The 25,528-nt window shown below is 48.5% G+C and carries 20 protein-coding genes and 1 tRNA gene; 19 read left to right on the top strand and 2 right to left on the bottom strand.

Features of this window, described 5'->3' with window-relative positions:
• The first annotated feature begins 1 nt into the window (after position 1).
• The 14 genes from cmk (at position 2) to BN98_RS02355 (ending at position 20,167) form a co-directional block, all read left to right on the top strand.
• Complete coding sequence (gene cmk / locus BN98_RS02420; RefSeq protein ID WP_019189914.1) at positions 2-661, top strand: (d)CMP kinase; 660 nt, start codon at positions 2-4, stop codon at positions 659-661.
• On the top strand, positions 642-1,247 hold the full coding sequence (locus tag BN98_RS07820; RefSeq protein ID WP_019189915.1) for a lysophospholipid acyltransferase family protein: 606 nt from the start codon (positions 642-644) through the stop codon (positions 1,245-1,247). The genes cmk and BN98_RS07820 overlap by 20 nt, the downstream gene beginning before the upstream one ends.
• Complete coding sequence (locus BN98_RS02410; RefSeq protein WP_019189916.1) at positions 1,228-3,444, top strand: bifunctional 4-hydroxy-3-methylbut-2-enyl diphosphate reductase/30S ribosomal protein S1; 2,217 nt, start codon at positions 1,228-1,230, stop codon at positions 3,442-3,444. Before BN98_RS07820 ends, BN98_RS02410 begins: the two co-directional genes overlap by 20 nt.
• Positions 3,445-3,544: 100 nt before the next feature.
• The gene (miaB, locus tag BN98_RS02405; protein WP_019189917.1) at positions 3,545-4,849 is read left to right on the top strand and encodes a tRNA (N6-isopentenyl adenosine(37)-C2)-methylthiotransferase MiaB; all 1,305 of its coding nucleotides are present in this window, start codon (positions 3,545-3,547) and stop codon (positions 4,847-4,849) included.
• A 15-nt stretch (positions 4,850-4,864) separates the two neighbouring features.
• The gene (gene mutS, locus BN98_RS02400) at positions 4,865-7,531 is read left to right on the top strand and encodes a DNA mismatch repair protein MutS (protein ID WP_019189918.1); all 2,667 of its coding nucleotides are present in this window, start codon (positions 4,865-4,867) and stop codon (positions 7,529-7,531) included.
• Positions 7,528-9,399: a DNA mismatch repair endonuclease MutL gene (gene mutL, locus BN98_RS02395; protein WP_019189919.1), complete on the top strand. Its 1,872-nt coding sequence runs from the start codon at positions 7,528-7,530 to the stop codon at positions 9,397-9,399. The genes mutS and mutL overlap by 4 nt, the downstream gene beginning before the upstream one ends.
• A gap of 11 nt (positions 9,400-9,410) precedes the next feature.
• A complete protein-coding gene (miaA, locus tag BN98_RS02390; protein WP_019189920.1) occupies positions 9,411-10,340 on the top strand; it encodes a tRNA (adenosine(37)-N6)-dimethylallyltransferase MiaA in 930 nt (309 codons plus the stop codon).
• A gap of 41 nt (positions 10,341-10,381) precedes the next feature.
• The gene (locus tag BN98_RS02385; RefSeq protein ID WP_019189921.1) at positions 10,382-11,653 is read left to right on the top strand and encodes a methionine gamma-lyase family protein; all 1,272 of its coding nucleotides are present in this window, start codon (positions 10,382-10,384) and stop codon (positions 11,651-11,653) included.
• Between the two features lie 111 nt (positions 11,654-11,764).
• Positions 11,765-14,458, top strand: a complete 2,694-nt coding sequence (locus BN98_RS02380; protein WP_019189922.1) for an LPXTG cell wall anchor domain-containing protein — start codon at positions 11,765-11,767, stop codon at positions 14,456-14,458.
• A gap of 214 nt (positions 14,459-14,672) precedes the next feature.
• Positions 14,673-14,981, top strand: coding sequence for a LysM peptidoglycan-binding domain-containing protein (locus BN98_RS02375; RefSeq protein WP_019189923.1), 309 nt, complete (start codon positions 14,673-14,675; stop codon positions 14,979-14,981).
• Between the two features lie 126 nt (positions 14,982-15,107).
• A complete protein-coding gene (locus BN98_RS02370; RefSeq protein WP_019189924.1) occupies positions 15,108-16,649 on the top strand; it encodes an ABC transporter ATP-binding protein in 1,542 nt (513 codons plus the stop codon).
• Positions 16,639-17,886 carry an ABC transporter permease gene (locus BN98_RS02365; protein ID WP_019189925.1) on the top strand — a complete coding sequence of 416 codons (1,248 nt, stop codon included), beginning with the start codon at positions 16,639-16,641 and terminating at the stop codon, positions 17,884-17,886. Before BN98_RS02370 ends, BN98_RS02365 begins: the two co-directional genes overlap by 11 nt.
• On the top strand, positions 17,874-18,833 hold the full coding sequence (locus BN98_RS02360; RefSeq protein WP_019189926.1) for an ABC transporter permease: 960 nt from the start codon (positions 17,874-17,876) through the stop codon (positions 18,831-18,833). Before BN98_RS02365 ends, BN98_RS02360 begins: the two co-directional genes overlap by 13 nt.
• 98 nt (positions 18,834-18,931) lie before the next feature.
• The gene (locus tag BN98_RS02355) at positions 18,932-20,167 is read left to right on the top strand and encodes a BMP family lipoprotein (RefSeq protein WP_019189927.1); all 1,236 of its coding nucleotides are present in this window, start codon (positions 18,932-18,934) and stop codon (positions 20,165-20,167) included.
• 170 nt (positions 20,168-20,337) lie between these two features.
• Here BN98_RS02355 and BN98_RS02350 read toward each other — a convergent pair.
• A tRNA-Leu gene (locus tag BN98_RS02350) sits at positions 20,338-20,420 on the bottom strand.
• 175 nt (positions 20,421-20,595) lie between these two features.
• Between BN98_RS02350 and BN98_RS02345 the strand changes: the two genes are divergently transcribed.
• From BN98_RS02345 to BN98_RS02335, 3 genes are read left to right on the top strand one after another with little or no spacing between them, the layout of a single operon-like run.
• The gene (locus BN98_RS02345) at positions 20,596-21,402 is read left to right on the top strand and encodes a threonine/serine exporter family protein (RefSeq protein ID WP_019189928.1); all 807 of its coding nucleotides are present in this window, start codon (positions 20,596-20,598) and stop codon (positions 21,400-21,402) included.
• On the top strand, positions 21,399-21,938 hold the full coding sequence (locus BN98_RS02340) for a threonine/serine exporter family protein (protein WP_019189929.1): 540 nt from the start codon (positions 21,399-21,401) through the stop codon (positions 21,936-21,938). Before BN98_RS02345 ends, BN98_RS02340 begins: the two co-directional genes overlap by 4 nt.
• A 46-nt stretch (positions 21,939-21,984) precedes the next feature.
• Positions 21,985-22,248 (top strand): hypothetical protein, encoded by a 264-nt coding sequence (locus tag BN98_RS02335; RefSeq protein WP_019189930.1) that lies wholly within the window; start codon positions 21,985-21,987, stop codon positions 22,246-22,248.
• 50 nt (positions 22,249-22,298) lie between these two features.
• Here BN98_RS02335 and BN98_RS02330 read toward each other — a convergent pair whose 3' ends face one another.
• A complete protein-coding gene (locus BN98_RS02330) occupies positions 22,299-23,267 on the bottom strand; it encodes a tyrosine recombinase XerC (RefSeq protein ID WP_019189931.1) in 969 nt (322 codons plus the stop codon).
• 88 nt (positions 23,268-23,355) lie between these two features.
• Between BN98_RS02330 and BN98_RS02325 the strand changes: the two genes are divergently transcribed.
• The gene (locus tag BN98_RS02325; RefSeq protein WP_338045852.1) at positions 23,356-24,348 is read left to right on the top strand and encodes an AAA family ATPase; all 993 of its coding nucleotides are present in this window, start codon (positions 23,356-23,358) and stop codon (positions 24,346-24,348) included.
• Positions 24,345-25,523, top strand: a complete 1,179-nt coding sequence (locus tag BN98_RS02320) for a DUF58 domain-containing protein (RefSeq protein WP_019189933.1) — start codon at positions 24,345-24,347, stop codon at positions 25,521-25,523. The genes BN98_RS02325 and BN98_RS02320 overlap by 4 nt, the downstream gene beginning before the upstream one ends.
• Positions 25,524-25,528: the final 5 nt, after the last annotated feature.

The following is a 25,528-nucleotide window of genomic DNA, read 5'->3' as shown; positions in this document are numbered from 1 at the left end:
TATGACAAGAACTATGGCCATTGACGGACCGTCGGGATCGGGCAAAAGCTCGGTTGCCGATCGATTAGCCCAAGCGTTAAATATGGCTCATTTGGATACGGGCTCTATGTATCGAGCCATTACCTTAGACCTGTTGGAACAGGACATTCCTGTTGAGGATGCGGAGGCGATACGCAAGAGATTGGATGCAGTGAATCTCACCATGGAACCGGGAAGGGTACTTTTGAATGGCCGCGACGTCACAAAGCGCGTGCGCGAGGATGATGTGACGCAAAAGGTTTCCGTAGTTTCCGGCTATGACTTTGTACGCCGCAAGCTGGTGGCGATGCAGCAGGATATTGCCAAAAAACAGGACGTGATTTTGGACGGCCGCGATATCGGCACTGTCGTTTTGCCTCATGCGGACTTAAAGATCTTTTTGACGGCTGCGCCGGAGGAGCGGGCGCGCCGTCGTCTGTACGATAAAAAGTCCACGTCTACCATGGATTTTGAGCAAGTCCTCGCAGATATTCGTCGCCGTGATGCGTATGATTCTACACGCGCCGTGTCTCCTCTTGTGCAGGCGGACGACGCGATCCGCATTGATTCGACGGATCTTGAAGTGGAAGATGTGGTAGAACGCATCATTAAGGAATGGCATCATGTTTTTGAAATGCATTAAGGTCTTAGCAAAAGGGCTGATGCATCTTTTGTTTCGCTTTGAGATGGATGATGCACTGGTCGATAAAAAGGGCCCCTTCATTATCTGTGCCAATCATCGTTCCAATTGGGATGCCTTCGCCATGTTTTTAGCATCGCCTATGGACACTTATATTGTTGGTAAAAAAGAATTGTCGGATATTCCCATCATTGGAGCTTTTTTGCGCGCAATTCAAATGATTCCTGTAGATCGGGAGGGCAATGATATTGCTGCTTTACGAACCATGCGTAAAGTCCTGAAGGAAGGACACGTGCTCGGTATTTTTCCGGAAGGGCATCGCTATGACACACGGGATCTTTCCCATATGAAAGATGGCGTTGCCTATTTGGTACAGAAAGCCAAAGTGCCGGTGTATTGTCTTTATCTGGAATCAGACTATCACTTTCGCAGCACCTTCCGTGTGACTTTGCGTGACGCACTGCCTTTCGAGACGTTCGTACCGTACGATAGCCGGGCCGGACGTAAGGATATTATGCGTCTGATTTATAACTCCATCTATGCCTTAAATAGCGGAGAGGAGATGAGTCATGATGATTCGCGTTGCTGATCATGCCGGCTTTTGCTTCGGCGTGCGTGAAATTGATCGTAAGACGGAAGAAGCTCTTCAGCATGCTGAAGGAAAAATCGTATACTCTTACGGCCCTCTGGTACACAATCCGCAATATGTAAAGCGGCGTGAGTCGCAAGGGGTGCATATTTTGCACAGCATAGATGAAGCTTCAAGAGTAGATGCGAATGCCATTTTAATTTTACGTGCGCACGGCGTCACAAAAGAGGAGCGCGAAGTCCTTAAAAAGACCAAAGCTACCATCATCGATGGCACTTGCCCGGTACTGCAGGGCATCTATCGTTTATTAGAAAAGAAAGAAAAAGAAGGGTATCGTTGCGTGATCATCGGCGACCCTAACCATCCGGAAGTACGCGCCATGCGCAGCTATTTACAGCCGGATGCGCTTATCATTGACTCGGAAGAAGAAGCCGGTCGCGTGATTTCCGATAAACCACTTTTTGTGGTTTCGCAAACCACGAATCGGGAGGAATTTTTCGAACGCATCGTGGCAGCCTTTCCAAAGGATATTTCGGTCACGGCACAAAAAACGATCTGCCATGCCACGCGGGAGAGACAGGAAGCCACGGCTATATTAGCAGCAGAATCGGATCTTATGATTGTGATTGGAGGTCATAACTCGTCAAATACGCAAAAATTAAGGCAAGTTGCCGAAAGTAAGACAAAAAATGTAGCACAAATTGAAGTTTTCAAGGATTTAGCTTTACAAAACTACCCTATATTGAATAGAATAGGCATAACCGCCGGTGCGAGCACACCGGATTGGATTATTGAGGAGGTCGTCAGAGGGATGGAGAATTTTACGAAAGAAGATTTCATGGAACAAATCGAAGACAGTATGGTGAAGATTTATCCTCGCGATATTGTCAAGGGCACTGTGATCAGCGTTAAGGATGATGAGGTATATGTCGATATTCGTTATCGCGCAGACGGAATCATCAAGAGTGACGAGATGACAGATGAACAGCGTGCCAACACGCACGAGCACTTCCATGAAGGAGACGAGATCGATGTCTACGTGATTAAGTTGGATGACGGGGAAGGCAATGTTGTCCTGTCCACACAACGCGTAGAAGGTCTGAAGAACTGGACGAAGCTCATGGAAAAATACGAAGCCGGCGAAACGGTGGAAGCCATGATCACCGGAGAGAATCGCGGCGGCCTTGTGGCCAATGTGATGGGTATCAATGGATTTATTCCGGCCTCACAGATTGCTACGTATTTTGTGAAGAACTTCAAGCAGTATATCGGTCAGACACTGGAATGCAAATTCCTGTCGGTTGATGAAAGAAAACGTCGCGTGGTGCTTTCCGCTCGTGCCGTTTTGGAAGAACAACTGGATAGCGTTTGGGATAAGATTGTCGTCGGTGAGACGATTAAAGGTAAAGTCGTTCGCATGACTGATTTCGGCGCATTTGTCGATTTGGGCGGTGTGGACGGATTGATTCATGTTTCGGATATTTCTTGGCAGCGCATCGAAAAGCCGTCGGATATCTTGGAGATTGGTCAGGAAGTTGAACCGATCGTGCTCAAAGCCAATCGCGAGCGCAATCGTATTTCCTTGGGCCTGAAGCAGTTAATGCCGAAGCCGTTTGAAGTCTTCAAGGAAAAAAATAAGCCGGGCGATGTTGTCAAAGGTACCGTCGTGAATCTCTTGGATTTCGGCGCTTTTGTCCGTCTGGATGAAGGTGTTGAAGGCCTCATTCATGTATCGCAAATTGCTCATCATCATGTAGAAAAACCTTCTGACGAATTCAATATCGGCCAGGAACTGGAAGTAAAAATCCTGGAAATTGACGAAGAGCGTCAGCGCATCGCATTGTCGACGCGCGCGCTGGAAGAGCCGCCGGTAGCGGAAAAACAGGAAGGTGCTGAGGAAGCCGAGGGTGAAGCAGCGCCGCGTCACATTGACACTTCTAAGTTTGAACGTCACGAACAGCCGAAGGCAAAACAGCCGAAGCAACAGCGTGAACGCCGCAAACCGCAGACCACGTTGGATTTTGAACACGGCGATGATATCGGCACCAACTTGGGTGATCTGATTGCCGCGCAGATGAATTTGTTGGGCGATGCGCCTGAGGAGGCACCGGCCGAGGAGCAAGCTCCTGCACAGGAAAACGAAACGGTCGACAACACGGCAGAACAAGCTGCTGATGATGCCAATACTGCGGAATAACCGGAAGCCTAAGCATCTGAAGAGTAAAAAGAGGCCTTTCATCGAAAGGCCTCTTTTTTATTGCACTCTTTGATACAATAGCTTGAGGCAAAGGAGAATTATGAAGTATAAAATTATTACACACGGCTGCCAGATGAATGAGCACGACTCCGAACGGATGGCGTACTTATTAGAGACCATGGGCTATACGCCCACGTCGGAATCAGCAGAAGCCGACATCATTCTTATGAATACATGCCTGGTACGTGAAAATGCAGAGCTCAAAGTGTTTGGCCAGGTGGGCGCTTTAAAAAAATGGAAGGAAGCACGTCCGGGACGCATTTTAGCGCTTTGCGGTTGTATGATGCAGACCGGTGCGGCCAAGGATACCATCTTGCGCTCCTATCCGCAGGTGAATCTCATTTTCGGTACTCAGAATATCGGACGTTTGCCGCAACTGGTGGAGGAAGTGCATCGAACAGGTGAACGTGTCGTGGACATCACGAAATTTGAGGATGTAGCGCCTTTTTATGAAAGAACCGATTCCTCATTTGCTTATGTCAATATCATGACCGGTTGCAATAATTTCTGTTCCTATTGCATTGTTCCTTATGCGCGCGGCAGGGAAGAGAGCCGTCCCGCTGAGAAGGTGCTCGCGGAAGTGCATGCCCTTGCAGGACGTGGCTATCGTGAAGTCATGCTCTTGGGGCAAAATGTAAACTCCTATGCGGATGGTACGCTGGATTTTCCGGAACTGCTCGATCAAGTAGCGGATGTGCCCGGCATTGAACGTTTGCGTTTCATGTCCTCGCATCCGAAAGATCTTTCGGATCGCTTAATTCAGGTGATGGCGGCACACGAAAATATTGAACGTCATTTTCATTTACCCCTGCAGTCCGGCTCGGATAAAGTGCTGCGCGAAATGAATCGTCACTATACGCGCGATCACTATCTGGATTTAGTCGATCGTTTACGAAAGGCCATGCCCGATATCGGCCTTTCCACCGATATCATTGTCGGCTTTCCCGGCGAGACGGAGGAGGATCATGCGCAAACCTTGGATCTGTGTCGACGTGTGGAGTTTAATACTGCCTTTACCTTCATTTATTCTCCACGCCCCGGAACGCGCGCAGCCAAGCGTGACGATCAAGTTGATGAAAAAACCAAGAGCCGTCGTTTTCAGGAATTGCTGGATGTGCTGTATCCGATCTTTCTGAAGAAAAATCGGGAGGCTATCGGTAGCGTTGTGGATGTTCTTTTTGATTCCGTAAGTAAAAACGATGCAACAAAGCTCTCCGGACGCGATTCGCAGGGCCGTCTGCTGCATGTGCCGGGCGATGCGTCCTATATTGGAAAAATGGAAAAAGTGCGGATTACCGACGCCAACTCTTTTGCGTTGTTCGGTGAACGCGTGAAGGAAGTTTGACGGAAAAGAGGAGCCATGGTTTGGGATGCCATTAATCGAGAACAGCTCTCACCAATGATGCGCCACTATGTGAGTATCAAAGAGCAACATCCGGATTGCCTGATTCTTTATCGGTTGGGCGATTTCTATGAAATGTTCTTCGAAGACGCCGAGGTGGGGTCGCGGATACTGGAGTTGACGCTGACGGGGCGTGATTGCGGTTTGCCGGAACGTTGCCCGATGGCGGGCGTTCCGCACCATGTCATCGAATCCTATGCGGCTAAACTCGTCAATGCCGGCCACAAGGTGTGTTTGGTGGATCAAATGGAAGATCCCAAAGAAGCCGTAGGCCTCGTTAAGCGAGCGGTAACGCGCATCATTACCCCGGGCACCCTTATCGATGCGGAAACCCTCGATCGCCATAGCCACAACTATCTGATGGTGGCGTATTACTACCGCCATGCGCTCGGTCTTTGCTTCTGTGATATATCGACGGGACGCTTGGAGACTACGGAAATCGAACACAGTGCCCGACCGGAGGTAACCGTTTTGGACTGGGTAGAGTCCAAAGCGCCTTCCGAACTGATTTTGGTGGAAGATGCGGATAACAGCGGGGTGAATGATGCCGTTGAAACATTGCTCTCCAATCGAAAGATCTTTGTATCACGCATGGAGCGCGGGACGCTACACATTCGCGATTTGGATCAGGGTCTGCGTGAAAAATTACCCGGAGGGATCCCATCTGTTTTAAAGCACCATCTGGTTGCTCAGATTGCCTTATATCTGTTGTTGGAAACCATCTATGCCTATCGCGAAAAACCCTTGGAGCATCTGGCAACAGTCGTATGGCTGCGCCCCTATCAGTCCTTGCGTATGAACGCTGCAACGCGAGAGAACTTGGAGTTGACGCATAATTTGGATGATGGCAGTAGGCATCACACGTTGCTTTCGGTATTGGATCGCGCGAAGACCGCCATGGGGTCTCGAAAGTTGGCCGACTGGATTTCTTTTCCGTTGATGGACACACAGGCAATTTTACAGCGCCAAAACGTGGTGGCCCTCTTCAAAGAGCATCTCGTCGAGCGGCTGTCTTTACGTGAAGCGCTCGATCGTGTCTACGACTTAGAGCGATTGCTCGGTAAGTTGAGCTTTCACCGCGGTAATGCACGCGATCTGTTGAGCTTTGCGCAATCCCTGTCCACCTTGCCGGAAATCATCGCTATTTTACAAGCCATGCAAGCGGATGCTGTATCGTATCTTTTGGAGGGACTGGATCCGCTTACCCCACTGTATGATGCGATATTGCAGGCCATCGTGGACGAGCCGCCCATCTCGGTGAATGAAGGTGGTATGATTCGCGACGGCTACAGCCAGGCCTTAGATGCACTTAAATGCGGTAGCGATGAAGCGCGTCAAGCGCTTGTAGAATATGAGGAACAGGAACGACAGCGCAGCGGTATTAAGAATCTGCGCGTCGTATATCGCAAAAATCAGGGTTATTTCATCGAGGTTACCCGTTCCAATTGGGATAAGGTGCCGGAAGACTATGAGCGTCGCCAGACGCTAAAGAATGCCGAGCGTTATACAACGGAGTATTTGGAGCAGCAGGCAAATCGCATCATTGGTTCAGCAGCCCAAATTGAAGCGATGGAATACGATATCTTTCGTTCGCTGCGCGATCAGGTGGCGGCACAGGCTGTTAATGTGGAGCGTGTTGCGGATACACTGGCGGCATTGGATGCGCTCCTTTCTTTGGCCCAAGTTGCTGACGATGGGGAATACATCCGTCCGACTTTTACGGAAGATACGGACGTTATTGCCATTCAAAGCGGCAAACATCCTGTCGTCGCCGCAAAAGGGGGCGTGGACTTCATCCCCAATGATCTTACGATAGGGGAAGCGAACAATCGCATTCAAGTGATTACCGGCCCCAATATGGCAGGTAAATCGACCTATATTCGCCAAAATGCGCTGCTTCTGATTATGGCGCAGATGGGTTCTTTTGTTCCTGCCACGTACTGCACCTTGCCCATTACCGATCAGATTTTTACGCGCATTGGCGCACGTGATCATTTGGCCAAAGGGGAATCCACTTTCATGGTGGAGATGAAAGAGATGGCGGACATTCTTCGCGAGGCAACGGAACAAAGCTTCTTGGTCCTAGATGAAGTGGGAAGGGGGACGAGCACGAATGACGGCCTCTCCATTGCCTGTGCTATTTTGGAGTATCTATCACGTTCTTTGCCGGCAAAAACTCTCTTTGCCACGCACTATCACGAATTGACGGAATTGGCGGATGTCCTGCCGAATCTCACCAATCGCAGTGTGCAAATTGAAGAACACGATGGAGCGCTGGTCTTTTTGCATCGTGTGGAAGCCGGTGCAGCGGATCGCAGCTATGGGATTGAAGTGGCACGTCTGGCCGGCATGCCGGAACGCATTCTGTTGCGCGCCAATCAACTGCTGCAACAGCTGGATGCACATAAAATAGAAACGCCCTCTTCGGTATTTAATGGATCGGCCGAAACGTCTTCGATCCTTGCGGAGCCACTGCAGAATGTCGACCCAGAGGCTTTCGATCCCGCACAGGAGGCTTTTCTTAATAAAATTCGCACCTTGGATATCAATCAATTGTCGCCCATGGAGGCCTTTTTGGAACTGGATGCGCTGATCCGTGAGGCCAAAGAGATGGAGGAATCATGATTCATCAACTGGATGAAGAAACGATTAAACGCATTGCTGCCGGTGAGGTGATTGAACGACCGGTTTCTGTTGTGAAGGAATTAGTTGAAAATGCGGTGGACGCCGGAGCTGATTCCATTCAGGTTTCGATTCGTCAGGGTGGTAAGGCCAGCATTTCCGTATCGGATAATGGCAGCGGCATTCCGCGCGACGAAATGGAAAAAGCATTCCTGCCGCATGCCACGTCGAAGATTGACGGATTTGAGGATCTCTATGCCGTGCATTCGTTGGGCTTTCGTGGAGAAGCATTAGCTTCCATCATTGCAGTGGCTAATGTAGAAGCGCATTCCAAAACAGCCGATGAGGAAACCGGTAAAAGCCTGCGTTTTGAGAATGGCGTGTTGCAAGATACGAAGACCGTAGCTATGGCGACAGGAACACGCATGGAAATTACCGAGCTTTTTCACAATATTCCTGTGCGCCGAAAATTTTTAAAGAGCGATGTGGCCGAGAGCAATGCCATTTCCCGATTGCTTTATAGCTTTGCCATCGGCCATCCGTCGATTGCGTTCCATTTCTATCGTGATGATAAGCGCGTTCTCCAAACCGGCAAGAACCAGACCCTTGCGGAGACACTTTTGGTTCTCTTTGGGAAAAGCTATCATGAAGCGCTGGTACCGCTTGAAGCAGAGAATAGTCTTTATCATGTCACAGGCGCCATTGGGAACAATACGTTTTACCGTGCCAATCGTCAGATGCAGTATCTTTTTGTCAACGGTCGAGCGGTAGAAGAAGAGCGCGTGCGTGATGCCGTGGAAAGCTGTTATCGCTCTTTGATTCCCAACGGTCGTTTTCCTGCTTTTCAGCTGTTTATAGAAACAGATCCGGCAAATCTGGATGTGAACATTCATCCGAATAAGATGAAGATTCATTTTGCCGATCCGGATGCCTTGGAAGAACTGATTGCGCAAGCCGTACGGGAGGCGCTACGCAAAAAGCCAATGATTCCCGGCGAGGAACCGGAAAAAGACAATTTGTTTACGCTTTCGTCGGAAGACAGCATGAAACGCCTTCTGCAACAATATGCCTGGCCAACCGAAACGCATGGTTCTGACATGGTAGTTAATCATGCTGCGACAAGCTTTGCCCGTTGTGAAGAAGAGGATGCTGTCGCAGATACAGAAAAGAGCGAAGATGCCTCGGAGGAATCCTTGGTGGAGTTCGATTGGGAGGAAGAAGCAACCGTGCCGGAGGTGGTACAGGAGAGCCGTGACGAGTTTTCGGCTGACGATACCTCGCTACTGCCTTCCTATGACGCATTGCGTTTTGTGGGCGTTCTCTTTCGGGTTTATGTACTTTTTGAAGAAAGAGGCATGGGGTCGGTACTCATCATGGATCAGCATGCGGCGCATGAGCGTGTGAATTACGAACGTTTTGTTAAGCAGTTTACACATGGCGCCATTGTGCAGCAACGCCTGCTGAAGCCGGAGGTGTTGCCGCTTTCTGATGCACAGGCGTCAGCTTTTTCCGAACGTAAAAAGATTCTGCAACAGATGGGCTTTGATGTAGAAGTCTTCGGCGACAATCGTGTGGTGCTGCGTGGCGTTCCGACGCTTTTCAAATCTCCCGATAATGCCCTTCTTTTGCAGGAGCTGTTGGATATGCCTGTGAATGCCATGGAAGAATACGATACGTTATTGGACCAGATGGCCATGAAAGCCTGTAAAGCGTCTGTGAAACAAGGAGACAGCTTGAGTGAGGCTGAGGTTGCCTCTTTATATGCACAGCTTTTTGCTTGCGACTATCCGTTGACCTGTCCACATGGACGTCCCACGGTGATTCGTCGCGAGAAGAAAGATTTTGAAAAATGGTTCATGCGCATTAAATAGAAAGAGGAGACATGCCAAAGAAACGCCTATTCATCGCAGGGCCTACCGGAGTCGGAAAAACGGCGCTCTCTCTACGCCTGGCCAAAGCCTTTCACGGTGAAATCCTGTCCATGGATTCCATGCAGATTTATCGCGGCATGGATATCGGTACGGCAAAAGTCACTCCGCAAGAACAGGCACAGGTACCGCATCATCTGTTGGATATTGTAACGCCCGGTGAGCGCTATACCGTTTATGATTATCAACGCGATGCACAAAACGTTGCTGCAAAACTGATAACTAACGGAATTTTACCGATATTTACCGGTGGGACAGGACTCTATTTAAATGCTCTTTTGAAGGGTTACCAATTTACGGGAGTGGATACCACCGAAACGTTGCGTTCGCAATTGGAAGCCGAGTATGCGTTGGATCAGGGGCGCTCTCTCTATGCCGAATTGCTGAAAAGCGATCCCGCTACGGCGCAGAAAATAACAGAAAAAGATAAACCGCGCCTCGTGCGTGCCATTGAAATTGCCCGTCAAACAAATGCCAAGCCTTCCTTGCTACGAAGCGATGAGACTGATACGACTTGGGAGAATCTGGTAATTGTTCTTTCTTTGCCGCGCGAAAGTCTTTATGATCGCATCAATCGCCGCGTGGTGTCCATGATGGAGAAAGGCTTAGTTCAAGAAGTCGAAGCGCTCCTTAAAGCCGGTGTACCTTTTGATTCGCAGGCGATGCGGGCCATCGGCTATCGCGAAATTTATTGGTATTTCAACGGCTGGACAAGTTACGACGAAACGGTGTCTTTAATACAGCGGGCCTCTCGTAACTATGCCAAACGGCAATATACCTGGTATCGAAAGGTAGAAGAAGCGGTTTGGATCGAGGAGGAAGATCCGGAGGAGCGCTATCGCAAAGCGGCTGAACAAGTTAGCCAATTTTTGACGAATGAATAAGTTTTTTTGTGGACAGAACCTTAGAAAACAGGAAAAAGATCATGATAAACAACCCCTATAAAAAATATTACTCGATTGGCGATGCTGCCCTCAAACGCATAGAACATGCCGAGGCAAAGCTGAAAGATCGCTTCGCATCGTTAGAGGCCATTCGTATGGAAAATCAGCTGAAGGTCTTAAAGGCTATGCAGGATAACGGTCTTTCCCAGTCCGATTTTTATGCTGCCACCGGTTATGGCTATGGCGATACCGGTCGCGAGAAAACGGAAGCTATTTTCCGCGACGTATTTCGCGCCGAAGATGCGCTGGTGCGTGCCGGCATTACCTCAGGTACCCATGCGCTCGCAACGGTGATTTTTGCCCTTGTCGGCCACGGACAAACGCTGTTTGCTGCGACCGGCCATCCCTACGATACATTACAGGAAGTCATCGGGATCAAGGGAGAAGAAGTAGGAACGCTTCTCGAAAGAGGCGCTAAATACGAGATGTTGCCGTTGGAACACGGAAAAATCAATTTAGCCGCTTTGCCGGAGGCCTTAAAAACACATCCGCGACTGGTTCTTCTGCAGCGCTCGACCGGCTATACGAATCGTCGTGCGTTTACGATTGATGAGCTGGGAGAAGCCATTGCCGTAATTCGCAAGGCTTCACCTGAATCCATCATTTTTGTGGACAATTGCTATGGCGAATTCACCGAAACACGAGAGCCTTTGGATGTCGGTGCCGATTTAATGGCGGGATCCCTCATTAAAAATCCGGGTGGCGGTATTGCGATCAGTGGCGGCTATATTGCCGGGCGCAAAGATCTTGTCGAGCGATGCATGAATCATTTGACGGCACCGGGAATCGGCAAAGATACCGGCCTGAGCTTCGGAACGACGCGTCTTACCCTGCAAGGCCTTTTCTTTGCTCCGCACGTAACGATTGAAGCCCTCAAGGGCGCCTTACTTTTTGCGGGCGTCTATGAAGACATGGGCTATTCCTGTATGCCTGCTCTTTCCGATCCGCGCAGCGATATCATCGAAGCCATTACGCTCGGAACGGGGGAGAAGGTGGAGAAGTTCTGTCATGCCGTGCAGCAAGCGGCAAGCGTCGGCGCTGATGTCTTACCAATGCCTTGGGATATGCCCGGCTATACCGATCCCGTCGTGATGGCATCGGGCGGCTTTATTGATGGATCTTCCATTGAAGTGAGTGCTGATGGGCCGATGCGCGAACCCTTTATTGTGTATTATCAGGGAGGCGTCGTCTACGAGCAGGTCAAATTGGCGTGTTTGCTAACGGTGGAAGCGCTGAATCAACTAAATGATTAACAGAGGTTTAACACTCCGTTTATAAGAAATTTTTCCGTGTGTCGTAAGCTAAGACTTGGAATGTTTTAGCTCGTTCCACGGAAATTTTTTTATTCTCATAAGGAGGCTTCAGTGAATCAACCTAACTATATTAAGACCTGTTCGCGCATGCTTGCGCTGGTCACCGCAGCTAGCATTGCTATGTCTACCGGAGTCGTTGCCGAGCGGTCGAACGTAGCAAAAGCTCCTCAACCGGTCGAAGAAAATTCATCCGTTGTCATGCAAGCCGATGTTTCTACCTCTTCATCAGAAGAGAACCTTTCGTCTTCAGAAGAAAATAGGGAAACCATTGAAGAAGAATCCTTAGAAGAGGAAGCAAAAGGTATAACGGCGACCTTCGACTATAACGAAGATGCCCCGGAAGGTGTCGTTGCGCCTGATGCCATTACGGCAAAAGACGGTAAGATCACTCTGCCGATGCCGAAAGAAATGAAGAAAGGCGAGAAGGAATTCATCTGCTGGAAAAAACTAAACAATAAAGAAGGTTATATTGAGGGATCGTGGCAACCGGGAGATGCAGTAACTCTTACGGAGGACACCACTTTTGTGGGCAAATGGCGTAAACCGGCATGGGCCGTACGTCTCACCTTCAAAGATGAACAGGGCAACATCATTAAGGACGATGCTACCTTGGCTACCTTTAAAGCTTCCTTGATTGGAGATAACGGGGTTGTTATCAAGAGTAGTGATTACGCTATTTCCAGTTTGCTTATTTACGACGAGGATAGCGATAAGTACATTCCACGCGGCGAATACCACTTAAACATCGATCTTTCCGGTAGTCAATACTCCTTTGTTTCGGCAACCTTGGACAATAGATACTATGATCAGAAAAAACATGAAATGATAACGGAGCATACTGCTTTTAATCCGGCGTCGGAAAAGATGACGATTCCCAGACCCGGCGTAAAAACGGAAATAGATACGAACTTCTTGGTTACCGTCGTTGTTAAAAAGAATTCCTCGGTCAAGGCAACCTTCGAATATGACAAAAATGCACCACAAGGTTTTACCGCACCTGCCGCTATCTCGGCAACGGACGGTAAGGTGACATTGCCGCTGCCTAAAGAGATTGTTTCCGGAGATACGCAGTTTATCGGCTGGAAAGATGCGGATACTAAGGCCATCGTTCAGCCGGGTATGGAAGTTTCTCTTGAACAATCTAAAACATTCATTGGCGTTTGGAAAAAAGCGTACTGGTCCGTGAATCTTACGATAAAGGATTCGTCGAATCAGAATATTACCGAAAAAGCCTATCCTTCTATCAAATCCGTCACCTTAATGGATAAGCAGGGACGTGAAATGCCCGGCGTTTATGACAAAGAGAAGAACGTAATCTCCTTCTATAAGGCGCCTGAGACGGAAAAAGCTACCGCCCTCTTTGCTGCAGACGCTACCAGTACGTTGCCCACGACAGAAAACGGTTATCTGTTACGCGGCACCTATGAGCTGCAGCTTAACTTCAAAGACGGCACCTATCAAACGGTCTCTGCTACATTAAACGGAGAAAAATTTAACCTGACCTCCGGAACTATTGCTGTTCCGGAAGAAAAAATTGGTGTGACGGCCGATGATACGCAGGAATTGGTTATTATGCTGTCGCAAGCAAAACAGTCCTCGGTCAAGGCAACCTTCGAATATGACAAAAATGCACCACAAGGTTTTACCGCACCTGCCGCTATCTCGGCAAAAGACGGTAAGGTGACATTGCCGCTGCCTAAAGAGATTGTTTCCGGAGATACGCAGTTTATCGGCTGGAAAGATGCGGATACTAAGGCCATCGTTCAGCCGGGTATGGAAGTTTCTCTTGAACAATCTAAAACATACATTGGCGTTTGGAAAAAAGCGTACTGGTCCGTGAATCTTACGTTAAAGGATTCGTCAAATCAGAATATTACCGAAAAAGCCTATCCTTCTATCACATCCGTCACCTTAAAGGATAAGCAGGGACGTGAAATGCCCGGCGTTTATGACAATGAGAAGAACGTAATCTCCTTCTATAAGGCGCCTGAGACGGAAAAAGCTACTGCTCTCTTTGCTACAGACGCTACCAGTACGTCGCCCACGACAGATAACGGTTATCTGTTACGCGGCACCTATGAGCTGCAGCTTAACTTCAAAGACGGCACCTATCAAACGGTCTCTGCTACATTAAACGGAGAAAAATTTAACCTGACCTCCGGAACGATTGCTGTTCCGGAAGATAAAATTGGTGTGACGGCCGATGATACGCAGGAATTGGTTATTATGCTGTCGCAAGCAAAACAGTCCTCTGATAGCTCCTCTGATAGCTCCTCTTCGGCGGCTTCTTCCGACGATGCTTCGTCAGATAGCAGTACGCAGGGAGGAAATCATTCGACGCCCAAGGACCATTCCGATACTTCGAAAGCGTCATCAAGCGAAAAGACGCCATCCCGCTCGGAAGCTTCAAATAAAACAGGAGATGCGTCACAATCGCAAGCCTCTAAAGATTCTGAGACAACGCATGAGCAAGAGCCTATCGAGCAGCCCACGGCTTCCGATACATCGGAACCGACTGTACCCAATGAAGAAGAGCATCCGACAGAGTCAGAAACGGAGCAAGTACAGGAAGAAGATGCAATGAACAAGTCTTCTCTGTCGAAGGGTCAAAAAGCACCTGCACCTATCAATTTGAATCAAAAAGGGCTCTCTCCCAAAACGGGGGACATCACACTGCTTTCTTTCGCGGGAACCGCAGTACTTGCAGCAGGAGCTTTTGTGGCAAGCAAGCGTAAACAACGCTAAAGCTATAGGAAGTGGATTGGTCAGGATTAAAACGAATAAGCAACGGCTTTCGGCTGCGGTCGTCGGCCGTTGTTTATTTTATGAGGTAAGGCTTGTGGGGCTGATCGCTTAAAATGACTGCCGTGTTTTATGTTGTTTATATTTTTCTTGACAGCGAACATTTGTTCGATTATACTAAAACCATCAAGAACAAATGTTCGACACGGGAGGGGTTATGAAACACACAGTCATTGTTCATCCGAAACGGTTCTATGCATTTACAACTGCTGCTATTTTGCTTATCGCATTGACGATTACATTTTTGGTCGGTTTTGCTTCCGATCGTTCTTCTTCGGCAGCATCGGCTTCTTCGGCAAGAACGGTGATTGTACGGGAAGGGGACACCGTATGGAGTATGGCGCTTCCCTTAGCTAATGCCTCAAACCGTGATGTCCGCGACGTTGTTCGAGATATTTATCGATTGAATGATTTGGAAAATCATGCCCTGCATCCGGGGCAACCCCTACAAATTCCAAATCGGTAATCGACGATCCGCTGCCCCCGCAGCGGATTTTTTTTGCCTTGTTCTCATTTTGTTTTTAAGTCCTCGTTGCGAAAGGTCTGGTATAATAGAAAAAGATAACGTTACCACGTTACGAGGAGGGAAAACATGGCGCAAACAGTGATCCAAATGAGCCATATTACCAAGACTTTTCCGGGGGTTGTTGCTAACAGCGATGTTTCCATTACCCTGCATAAGGGGGAAATTCTGGCGCTTCTCGGAGAGAACGGTGCGGGGAAATCGACCCTGATGTCTATTCTTTTCGGTTTATATGAAGCAGATAGCGGAGAAATTTTGGTAAACGGGGAGCCAACCAAAATAAAGGACCCGAACGATGCCACGCGCTACGGCATTGGTATGGTGCATCAGCATTTTAAATTGGTACCGAACTTTACCGTACTGGAGAACGTCGTTCTCGGGGTGGAGACCACGAAGCTCGGATTTTTAAAGATGGAGGAAGCCAAAAAACGCGTGATGGAACTTTCGGATCGCTATCATTTCCAAATCGATCCGGACGATAAAATTGAAGATATTTCGGTGGGGCAGCAGCAGCGTGTCGAAATCATTAAGATGCTCTATCGTAATAATGATATTTTAATTTTTGATGAGCCGACGGCGGTTTTGACCCCACAGGAGATTGAAGAACTGTTGGAGATCATGAAAACGCTGGTGAAGGAAGGCAAATCCATTATCTTTATCACGCACAAATTGAATGAAATCAAAGCAGTAGCGGACACAGTAACCGTTTTGCGCAAGGGTAAAGTCATTGATACGGTAAAAGCGGCTGACGTGAGCATTGAAGAAATGAGTCGTATGATGGTTGGTCATTCCGTGCAGTTGTCTTTTGATTTACAACCACATGCCTTGGGTGATCGCGTACTCAAAGTTAGGGATCTCACCTTGGATCAACCCGTTGACGGACAGAAAACGCTCAATCACATCAATTTTGATGTACACAAGGGAGAAATTGTCTGTATTGCAGGCGTTGATGGGAACGGACAATCAGAGCTTGTGTATGCGCTGACGGGACTCATTCAAAATGTAAGCGGTTCGGTGGAATTAAACGGCGAAGATGTGCTCAAGCGTTCCATTCGTTTTCGTAATACCCACGGTATGGCTCACGTGCCGGAAGATCGTCACCGCTATGGGCTTGTGCTGGACTATGATTTAGGAAAGAATCTGGTGTTGCAGAATTATTTTGAGGAGCCTTTCCAGAAAAATGGCTGGATTCAGTTTCAAGAAACCGATGACTATGCCGATAAGCTCATTCGCATGTACGACGTACGAGCCGGTCGCGGGGCACGTACCGTTGCTCGCTCCATGTCCGGCGGCAACCAGCAGAAGGCCATTGTGGCGCGCGAAATAGAGCGCAACCATGATATATTAATCGCTGTGCAACCGACGCGCGGTTTGGATGTTGGTGCGATTTCGTATATTCACAAACAGATTATCGATGAACGGGACGAGGGCAAGGGGGTTCTTCTGGTCTCCTTTGAGCTTAGCGAAGTGTTGGGCATCTCCGATCGTATTTTGGTCATGCATCATGGTGAAATTGTGGCGGAGTTAAGGCCGAAAGAGACGTCGGAAGAAGAGCTCGGACTCTATATGTCCGGCGCAAAACGCATGGAGGTGGCAATCCATGAAGACTAAACGTATTGGTTTGAAGAAGGCCATGCCTTCCTTTATTGCAATCCTTATCGGTCTCGTAGTGGGCGTTGCGATCATCTTTTTCACCAACCCCTCAGCTGCCGGAGAAGCCATTCCAAACTTCTTTATGGGGCCCTTCATGAACGGCATGGCCGGTATCGGCAATCTGTTTTACTATGCCACACCGCTATTGATGACAGGCCTTGCAGTAGGCTTTGCCTTTAAGACGGGCCTTTTTAACATTGGTGCATCAGGGCAGTTTTTATTGGGCGGCTTCATGGTGATTTTGCTCTGCAATCGTCTGGAACGCTTTGTTCCGCCCTTTCTCATGTGGCCTGCGGCGCTTCTTGTTTCGGCACTTGCCGGCGCGTTCCTGGGAGCCATTGTCGGGGCGCTGAAAGCCTATCGCAATGTGAATGAAGTCATTACCTGCATCATGCTCAACTATACCGTCATGTATCTGATCAATGACCTCATCAAGCGACTGAATATTTACAATCTGTTCCGTAATACCACGGTGGCCGTCTCGACGTCCATTCCGCGCATGGGATTTGACGTACTGTTTCCTGGCACCTTTGCCGGCGGCGGTTTTTTGATCGGCGTGGTGATGGTGGTTTGTTTGCACTTAATTTTGAAAAAAACGACATTTGGTTTTGAAATGAAGGCCGTGGGGCTTAACCGTGATGCGGCAAAATATGCGGGTGTCAATGAACGCGCCAGCATTATTAAATCCATGGCGATTTCGGGCGCCATGGCCGGACTGGGCGGGGGACTGTTCTATCTCTCCGGCGCCGGCACGGCCATTGCTGTTGTTGATGTGCTGCCGCAGGAAGGCTTTGACGGCATTGCTGTGGCACTTCTCGGCTTAAGCGAGCCCATTGGTATTTTACTCTCGGCACTGTTCTTCTCGTATCTGAGCATTGGCGGACAGGCCATTCAGACTCTCGGGTATGCGCCGGAGCTTATCACCATTATTATTTCTTTCATCCTCTATGTATCTGCTCTTTCGGTTCTCTTCCGCCGCTTATTGAATCGGCGCAAAAAGGACGACATTGAGACGGGAGTGCCCCTTTCAAAGGAACCGCCAAAGCCGGCGATACCAAAAGAAGAGGCTGATACGTCATTAGAGACGCTGCAACAGACACCGATGGCAGAGGATAGGGCGGACAGCACCGAAAAGCAATTGCGTAGCGTATCGGAAATCCTGGAAGAGGAGGGAGGCAAACCGTGGAACTCATAATCTTCGTTTTTCAACAAATGCTGAATTTTTCCGTTCCTCTGATGGCCGTTGCTCTGGCCGCAATGTTTTCCGAACGCAGTGGTGTCATTAACATCGGGCTGGAAGGTATTATGGTCATCGGCGCCTTTGCCGGTACCTTATACATGCACATGATCGTGGAAGGTGGCGGCACGGTTACCATGGGGCATCTGTGGATTGCTATTTTAATCTCGATCGTCGCGGGGACGGTCTATTCGGCCTTTCATGCCTTTGCCTCCATTAATATGTTTGCGGATCAAACGATCTCTGGTACCGCCATCAATATGTTTGCCGGCGCCTTTGCCATTTTTGTGGCGCGTTCTCTGATCGGGATTCAGCAGATTTCGTTCTCCGGCACGTTCACATTGGACAAAGTTCCGCTGCTCGGCGATATTCCGATCATCGGAGAGATTCTGTTCCAAAACACTTATGTCACGACGTATCTCGTGTTACTCTTATGGGCGGTATCTTATGTGCTGCTCTTTAAAACTTCGTTCGGGCTTCGTTTGCGCTCCGCCGGTGAATTTCCGCAGGCTACCGATGCAGCAGGCATTTCCGTCGCAAGAATTCGCTGGGCAGGCGTTCTAATTTCCGGCGCTCTTGGCGGATTGGGCGGTCTAGCCTACATTCTTCCCGTTTCGACTGAATTTAACGGTACGGTTGCCGGTTACGGATTTTTAGCCATTGCGGTATTGATTTTTGGGCAATGGAACCCGGTTACCATCGGCCTGGCGGCATTCTTCTTTGGCCTTTTGAAGGCGCTCTCGTCCATCTATTCGGGCATTCCGTTTTTGTACAATTTGGGCATTCCGCAGTTTGTGTACCAGATTTTGCCCTATGTGATTACGATTGTACTGTTGACGTTTACCAGTAAGAAGACACGTGCTCCGGCCGCCGAAGGACGCCCCTTCGACAAAGGGCAGCGATAATATTTTTTATAAAAGGGTATTTTACTGTTAAAGATGTGTAATAATTACACATGGGTCTTGTAAATGTTGAACTAACACTTGAACATAAGGAGGAAACTATGAAGAAAAGTTGGAAGATTTTGGGCGCATTGCTGGCGCTCGTCTTTGTTCTGGCTGCTTGCGGCAACAAGAATGACGCAAAATCTTCGGAAAACGCAAAAGCTTCGGAAGAGAGCGCAGCACAAACAAGCCAAGCTACTTCGGATAACAAAGCAGCTGCCGGTGATATTAAATGGGATGATAACTCCCTGTATTTGATCACTGACCTTGGTACTATCGATGATAAATCCTTTAACCAGGGTTCCTTCGAGGGGCTGCAGAAATTTGCGAAAGAGATTGGTGTCAAAGCCAATTATCTCCGTCCGCAAGGTCAAGGCGACCAGGTTTATCTGCAAGCCATTGAGCAGGCCATTCAAAAAGGCGCAAAGGTTGTTGTTACCCCGGGCTTCCTCTTTGAGGCGGCTGTAGGTACTGCACAGAAAAGCCATCCGGATGTGAAGTTCATTGCTGTCGACTTTGAGCCGAAGAAAGTGGTGGAAGGTAAAACAAACAAGGACGGTTCTCCGGTAACGGAAACCTATTATGAAAAGAATACCTCCGGTGTAATGTTCAAAGAACAGGAATCTGGCTTCTTGGCAGGCTATGCGGCCGTAAAAGAAGGCTACACGAAACTGGGTTTCACTGGTGGTGTCGCGGTTCCGGCTGTCGTACGTTACGGTTTCGGCTTCATTGCCGGCGCTGACTATGCAGCTAAAGAGTTGAATATCCCGAAAATTGAAGTTATGTACAACTATACCGGTTCCTTTACGCCGAAGCCGGAGATTCAGACGTTGGCAGCTACCTGGTATAAAAAGGGCACGGAGATCATCTTCTCCTGCGGCGGCGGTATCTGCTCTTCGGTTTTGAAAGCTGCTCAGGATAATAAAGGTATGATGATCGGCGTCGACGTTGACCAAAAGGATATGGGCGAACAGGTATTGACTTCGGCCATGAAGAACCTTCAAGGTGCTGTTTATCAGGCTTGCAAGTCCATTGCCGAGAATAAATTTGTAGGTGGCGAAACCACTCGTTTGGCTGCTAAGGATGACGGCGTTCAGCTGTCCAATGATTTCTCGCGTTTCAAGAAGTTCACGGAAGCGGATTACAAAGCGGTATACGAAAAGATTCAGAAGAACACCGATGATATCGATAAGAAGATTCCGGATATCGATGCAAGTCTGAGCCCCACGGAAATGGGTGACCCGACTTTGATTATGAAGCCCTTCACGAATGTAACGTTGAATTACGTGAAGTAATTCGTGAACATTTACAAGAAAAACGAAGGAAATTTTTAAAAGATTCCTTTCGAAAGAAAGCGGCAAGGATACTTTTGTACCCTTGCCGCTTTTTATGTCCCCGCCATTTTAGCATCGATGTACCTAAAAGAATCAAATAAAAAAGCTGTGAGATGACTCACAGCTTACGATGCAGGTGAAGGGATTTGAACCCCCACGAGATTGCTCCCACTAGTCCCTGAAACTAGCGCGTCTGCCGTTCCGCCACACCTGCGAACGACTTAATTATTATAGGGGATGTGTTAAGGAAATGCAAGTTTTTCTTTAATTTTAAGGAATTAATAAGCGACTAAAGTCTGTGAACTATCCAAAATCTCATGCGACATGGCAATTGTATGCTCCGGGAAAACCTATGTTATAATGTGTTCAGTCTAACGGAGGAGGATAGCATGGAGCAGGCGACGGCTACGTTGGAGAACGTGAAAACAGACGCTTACAACAAGGACAAATTAATTTTTGATGTTGCGCTGTGTGCCGGCGTCATACTCATGGAGAATGGGGCAGAGACGTATCGCGTTGAAGATACAATGGAGCGCATTTTAAGCTTAAGCCGTCATCGCGAGATGGATGTCGTTGCTTTGCTGACCGGACTTTATGTTACCTTGACCTTGGAAGATCATCGCTATTTGACCGCAGTGCGTCGTATTAAAGATCGCACGTTCCGCTTGGAGAAGATTCGAGGGGTGAATACCATTTCCCGCCGACTGGCCGGACACGATCTGACCATTGAGCAAGCCTATGAGATGCTTAAGGACATTGCGGAGGATAAGGAGCCCATTCGTTTTTCGAAAGTGTATCATGCCATTGGCGCTGCAGGCTTTGCATTAATGTGCGGAGGCAATTTGGTCGAAAGTGTGATTGCCGGTTTGGCCGCCTGCAGTATTATATTGACCAATAAATTGGTGCAACATCGTGTGACTGGCAGCTTTATTCCATCTTTTTTACATACCTTCGTTATGATTTTTGTGTTGGGTGTCGTAGTCCGATTTTTTCCTGTTCTTCGCATTGATCGCATGGCAATCGGTGCTCTGATCAGTTTGTTCCCGGGAACTACGTTAACGAACGGGATTCGCGATACAATGCGCGCTGATTACTTAACCGGTGTTGGCAACCTTTTGGCAGCGATCATTTCCGGCACGGCGCTGGCCGCCGGTACCTTTTTTGCCTTGGCATTGACAGGAGGATTCTTTCTATGAGTGTAACATGGGAAGCCATCCGCGCTTTTTTATTTAATCCTTTCGCACAGCCGCTGTGGTTGAAATATTTGATGCAAGGTTCCGGCTCTTTTTTAGCGGTTTTCGCTTTTACCATCATGCTAGGCGCCGGAGGCAAAATATTGATCTTTAACTCTATCGTGGCCTTTTTGAGTTGGGATACCTATGCGCTCCTCTTGGATCTGGGATGGTCCAATTTTGCAGCCACTTTTATGGGCACGTTAGTGGTAGCCATCGCCGCGCAAATCGGAGCACGCCGCTATCGTACTCCCGTCACGATGGTGATTATTCCATCGCTCTATCCTTTAGTGCCGGGAGCGCCAATTTATCGCTGCGTCAATGCAATTTTCTATGAACGAATGGATCAGGCAGGCGCCTTTGCGATCCAAGCCTTTATTATGGCCGCTTCCATTGCCATGGCAGTGTTTTTAGTCGAATCAGCGGTCATGCTGTTAAAACAAAGAAAAATGGATACGAACAACGAGCCTCCCGCCGCACCAACACAATCCGTACATTAAGTTTGGATAGAGTAGGGTAACATCCGTAAACAGAAAGAAGGAGAACATGGTTGAACAAAGCATTGCCTATCGTTATGATACACAGCTGTTAATAGAGGGCGATGATCTGGATGAAGATCAGATCAACGATTACTTTGTAGAAAATTTCAAGGGCGATTGCCTGCTGGCCGTTGGGGATGAGAATCTGATTAAGATTCACTATCACACCAATGAACCTTGGCTGGTGTTGGAATATTGTCGCTCTTTGGGAGAGATTTTTGACATTGTGGTCGAGGATATGGATCGCCAAGCAAGAGGACTTAAAGGTTAAGGTTAAACAAAAAAGCCGGGGTACAGGCCCCGGCTTTTTCTTATTCTTGGTTATTTTATCTCTTTGGCATCCAGATGCGCCAGGGGATTGCGCCGCATGGCATCGCGCGCCATTGCATCTTCCACGTGCGTGTAAATCTGTGTGGTTTGCAGGGATTCATGCCCTAAAATACGCTGCAGAGTACGAATATCTACCCCTTCCCGATAGAGCAACGTGGCTGCGGTATGGCGCAATTTATGAGTCGAATAGACCCTTGTATCAAAGCCGGCTTTTTCGAGCAGACTATCGATACGATGCTGCACAGCACGAGGTGAAATGCGGGCATGACGTGTCGATAAAAAGAGCGCCGTTTCTCCCGGAACAATCGGGCGTTTTGCCAAGTACGCCTGCAGGGCGGCTTCACAGGACTCTGTCAAATAGAGGACGCGTTCTTTATTGCCTTTACCCACCACATGAAAGCGTCCTTCTTTGAGAGATGTCAGATTAAGACCACAAAGTTCGCTCAAGCGCATACCTGTTGTGAGAAATGTGACAAGAATGGCAACATCACGGGTGCGAAAGAAGGGATTCTGTTCTTCTGCTGCAGCGGAAATGAGATGTAGTGCTTCTTCCAACGTCAGATAGACAGGATGCCTCTTCTTGCGCTTTGGCGTCGTTAACTTCTCGGCAGGATTTTTCTCAAAGTATTCTTGAATGTTCACAAGATATTTAAAAAACGAACGTATTGCCGACGACATCCGTGCGCGACGGTTGCCCGAGAGGCCCTCTTCTCTTTCGGAGTAGGCGAGATACGCTAAAAGATCATTAATCGTAACGGCTTTAAGATCGTCTACACTCACGCTATCTATGGCAATGGCTTCCAACGGCTTATGATGAAGAGTACTATCGCCGTGGCGACGGACATGAAAGCGCAGAAAGCGCACGAGGTCATAGGTGTACTCCCGAATGGTACGCGGTGATAGACCTCGTACAGTTTTCATATAGTTAATATAATCATCTAATACCAATGGATAATCCAAGGCGGCCTCCTTGGCGGCTTCATTGCAATGCCGCTTCTTACATAATATAATACAAAAAGGTTACATTTGCTTCAATGGAGATAAATACATGCTTCACGATGAAATATGTGGAACGGAGAATATGATGACTTACCATCAGGATGCGGCAGCCATATGCCGCAAGCTCGGCGATGCCGTGCTGTCGAGTATCGGAAAAGTAGTGATCGGAAAAGAAATCCCTGCAAAGAAGATGTTGATCTGTCTGTTGGCCGGCGGCCATGTATTGCTTGAGGACGTTCCGGGCATCGGAAAAACGACCCTTGTGCACGCCTTAGCCAAGTCAGTACGCTTGGATTTTCAGCGCATTCAATTTACCCCGGATCTCATGCCTTCTGATGTGACTGGCTTCAATATGTATAATCCGAAAATTGCGGACTTTGAATTTCGCGAAGGGGCTGTCAATACGCAAATTCTTTTAGCCGATGAAATTAACCGCTCCTCACCGCGTACACAATCTGCCTTACTCGAAGCGATGCAGGAAGGCCAGGTTACCGTGGAAGGTACGACGTATCGCTTACCGCAACCGTTCATGGTGATGGCCACGCAGAATCCGGTCGAGAACGTGGGCACCTATCCGCTGCCGGAAGCGCAGATGGATCGTTTTATGATGCGCATTTCCATCGGTTATCCGTCCATGGAGGAGGAAATGGAGATCATCTCCACTAATGCCATGCGGCGCATTCAAAAGGATGTAGACGTGGTGGCGGAGGCCGATGTGATCAGTTGGTTACGTGAGCAAGTGCCACAGGTTGAAGTTTCCAATGATGTCAAACGCTATATGCTTAACCTGACGCGTAAAACGCGTGAAGACGAAACCATTGAACTTGGTGTCAGCCCGCGTGCAGCACAGATGCTGTATTCGGCGGCACAAACCCTTGCATTGCTCAATGGACGCCAGTATGTGATCCCGGAGGACGTACAGACGCTTCTGCACGATGTGTTGGATCATCGCATTATATTAACACCGCAAAGCCGCGGACGCGGCATTACGGCTCATGATGTGATCGGAGATATTCTGAAGTCCACGGCGGTTCCGCGATGAAAGGCCTGCGATTTCGCTTCTTCATGTGGATCGCAGCCGCAGTAATCCTCTTCCTATTGGCCAATACCAAACTGCGGCCTTTTCCGCATGTGCTTTTAATTTTTTGGCTGCTTTTGCCGATTCTCTCTGCGGGATTCAGTTTTCTTTCCGGTCGGCATATCGATCGAAAGGAAGAATTGCGCCCATTGCGCCTGCATCGCGGAGAAGAAGGGGAATGGATCTTGGAGCTTAACAACAGCTCACGTTGGATGCCGTTTTTTCTGCATTTTCCTTTCCCATCCGAAAAGCATCGCACCACGGAGGTGATGTTGCGTCCGGGCGAAGTGCGCCGTTTGCACTTTCCCTTTATTGCCCCCTATACAGGCACCTATACGTTCTCTTCCGGTGAACCGATTTTTGAGGATCTTTTAGGTTTTTTTAAATTGCAATTCGGCGGCCGAAAAATTCGCACGGCGCGCTGTTTTGCACTGCCAGCGCAGCGCGAGGCAGAAGAAATCCCAGGTGGTGAGCCATCGGATGATGATGGTAATGTCATCGAAAGACGATCGTTAAATGTCGTAACGGACGACCTGTTTTCCATTGATCCGATACAGCAGGGGGAACCGCTATCGCATACCCATTGGAAATTGAGCAGTCGGTTGCAAAAATGGATGATTAAACACTATTCTGACGTGGAACGTGCGCCGTTACGTCTCTTAGTCGATGTAAAGCCCGTTAACTTCGATGGCGCGGCCCAATTTATCGGCACAAAAGAGACGATTGATCCTGCGCTGGATAAAGCGTTACGCGAACGAACGGATTTTTTGGATTGCTTTTATTCAGTTGCGTTGCGTTTATTGGAAAAAGGCGTAAGCATTGATGCAGGAGATCGCTATTCGCAGTTGATTCACCTTCAATCGATAGGAGAAAAAGAGTCTCTGGCGGTTTGGATTGCTACGCTTTCCTTCAACGCAACACCACGTGCCTGGCGACTCAGTCAGAGTGACGATCGTCGTCAGATGATATGGGTGCAAGAGGTGGATGATGCCACGCTCGGCAGCTTGTTGCAATATCAGAGTCTTGGCATTGATTTCGTTTTGGTCTTAGAACGAAATAAACAATCGGCGGAAATTTTACAGGCGTTGGAGCGTTCCCGCTTGGAATGTTTATGGTTGGATGAGGCAGATGCCTCGTAGGAGTC

Origin of the sequence: Levyella massiliensis, from assembly GCF_000308275.2 — a bacterium.
Taxonomy (GTDB): domain Bacteria; phylum Bacillota; class Clostridia; order Tissierellales; family Peptoniphilaceae; genus Murdochiella; species Murdochiella massiliensis_A.
Note: the sequence above shows the minus strand (reverse complement) of the source record. Positions and strands in the feature narration are given on the sequence as shown.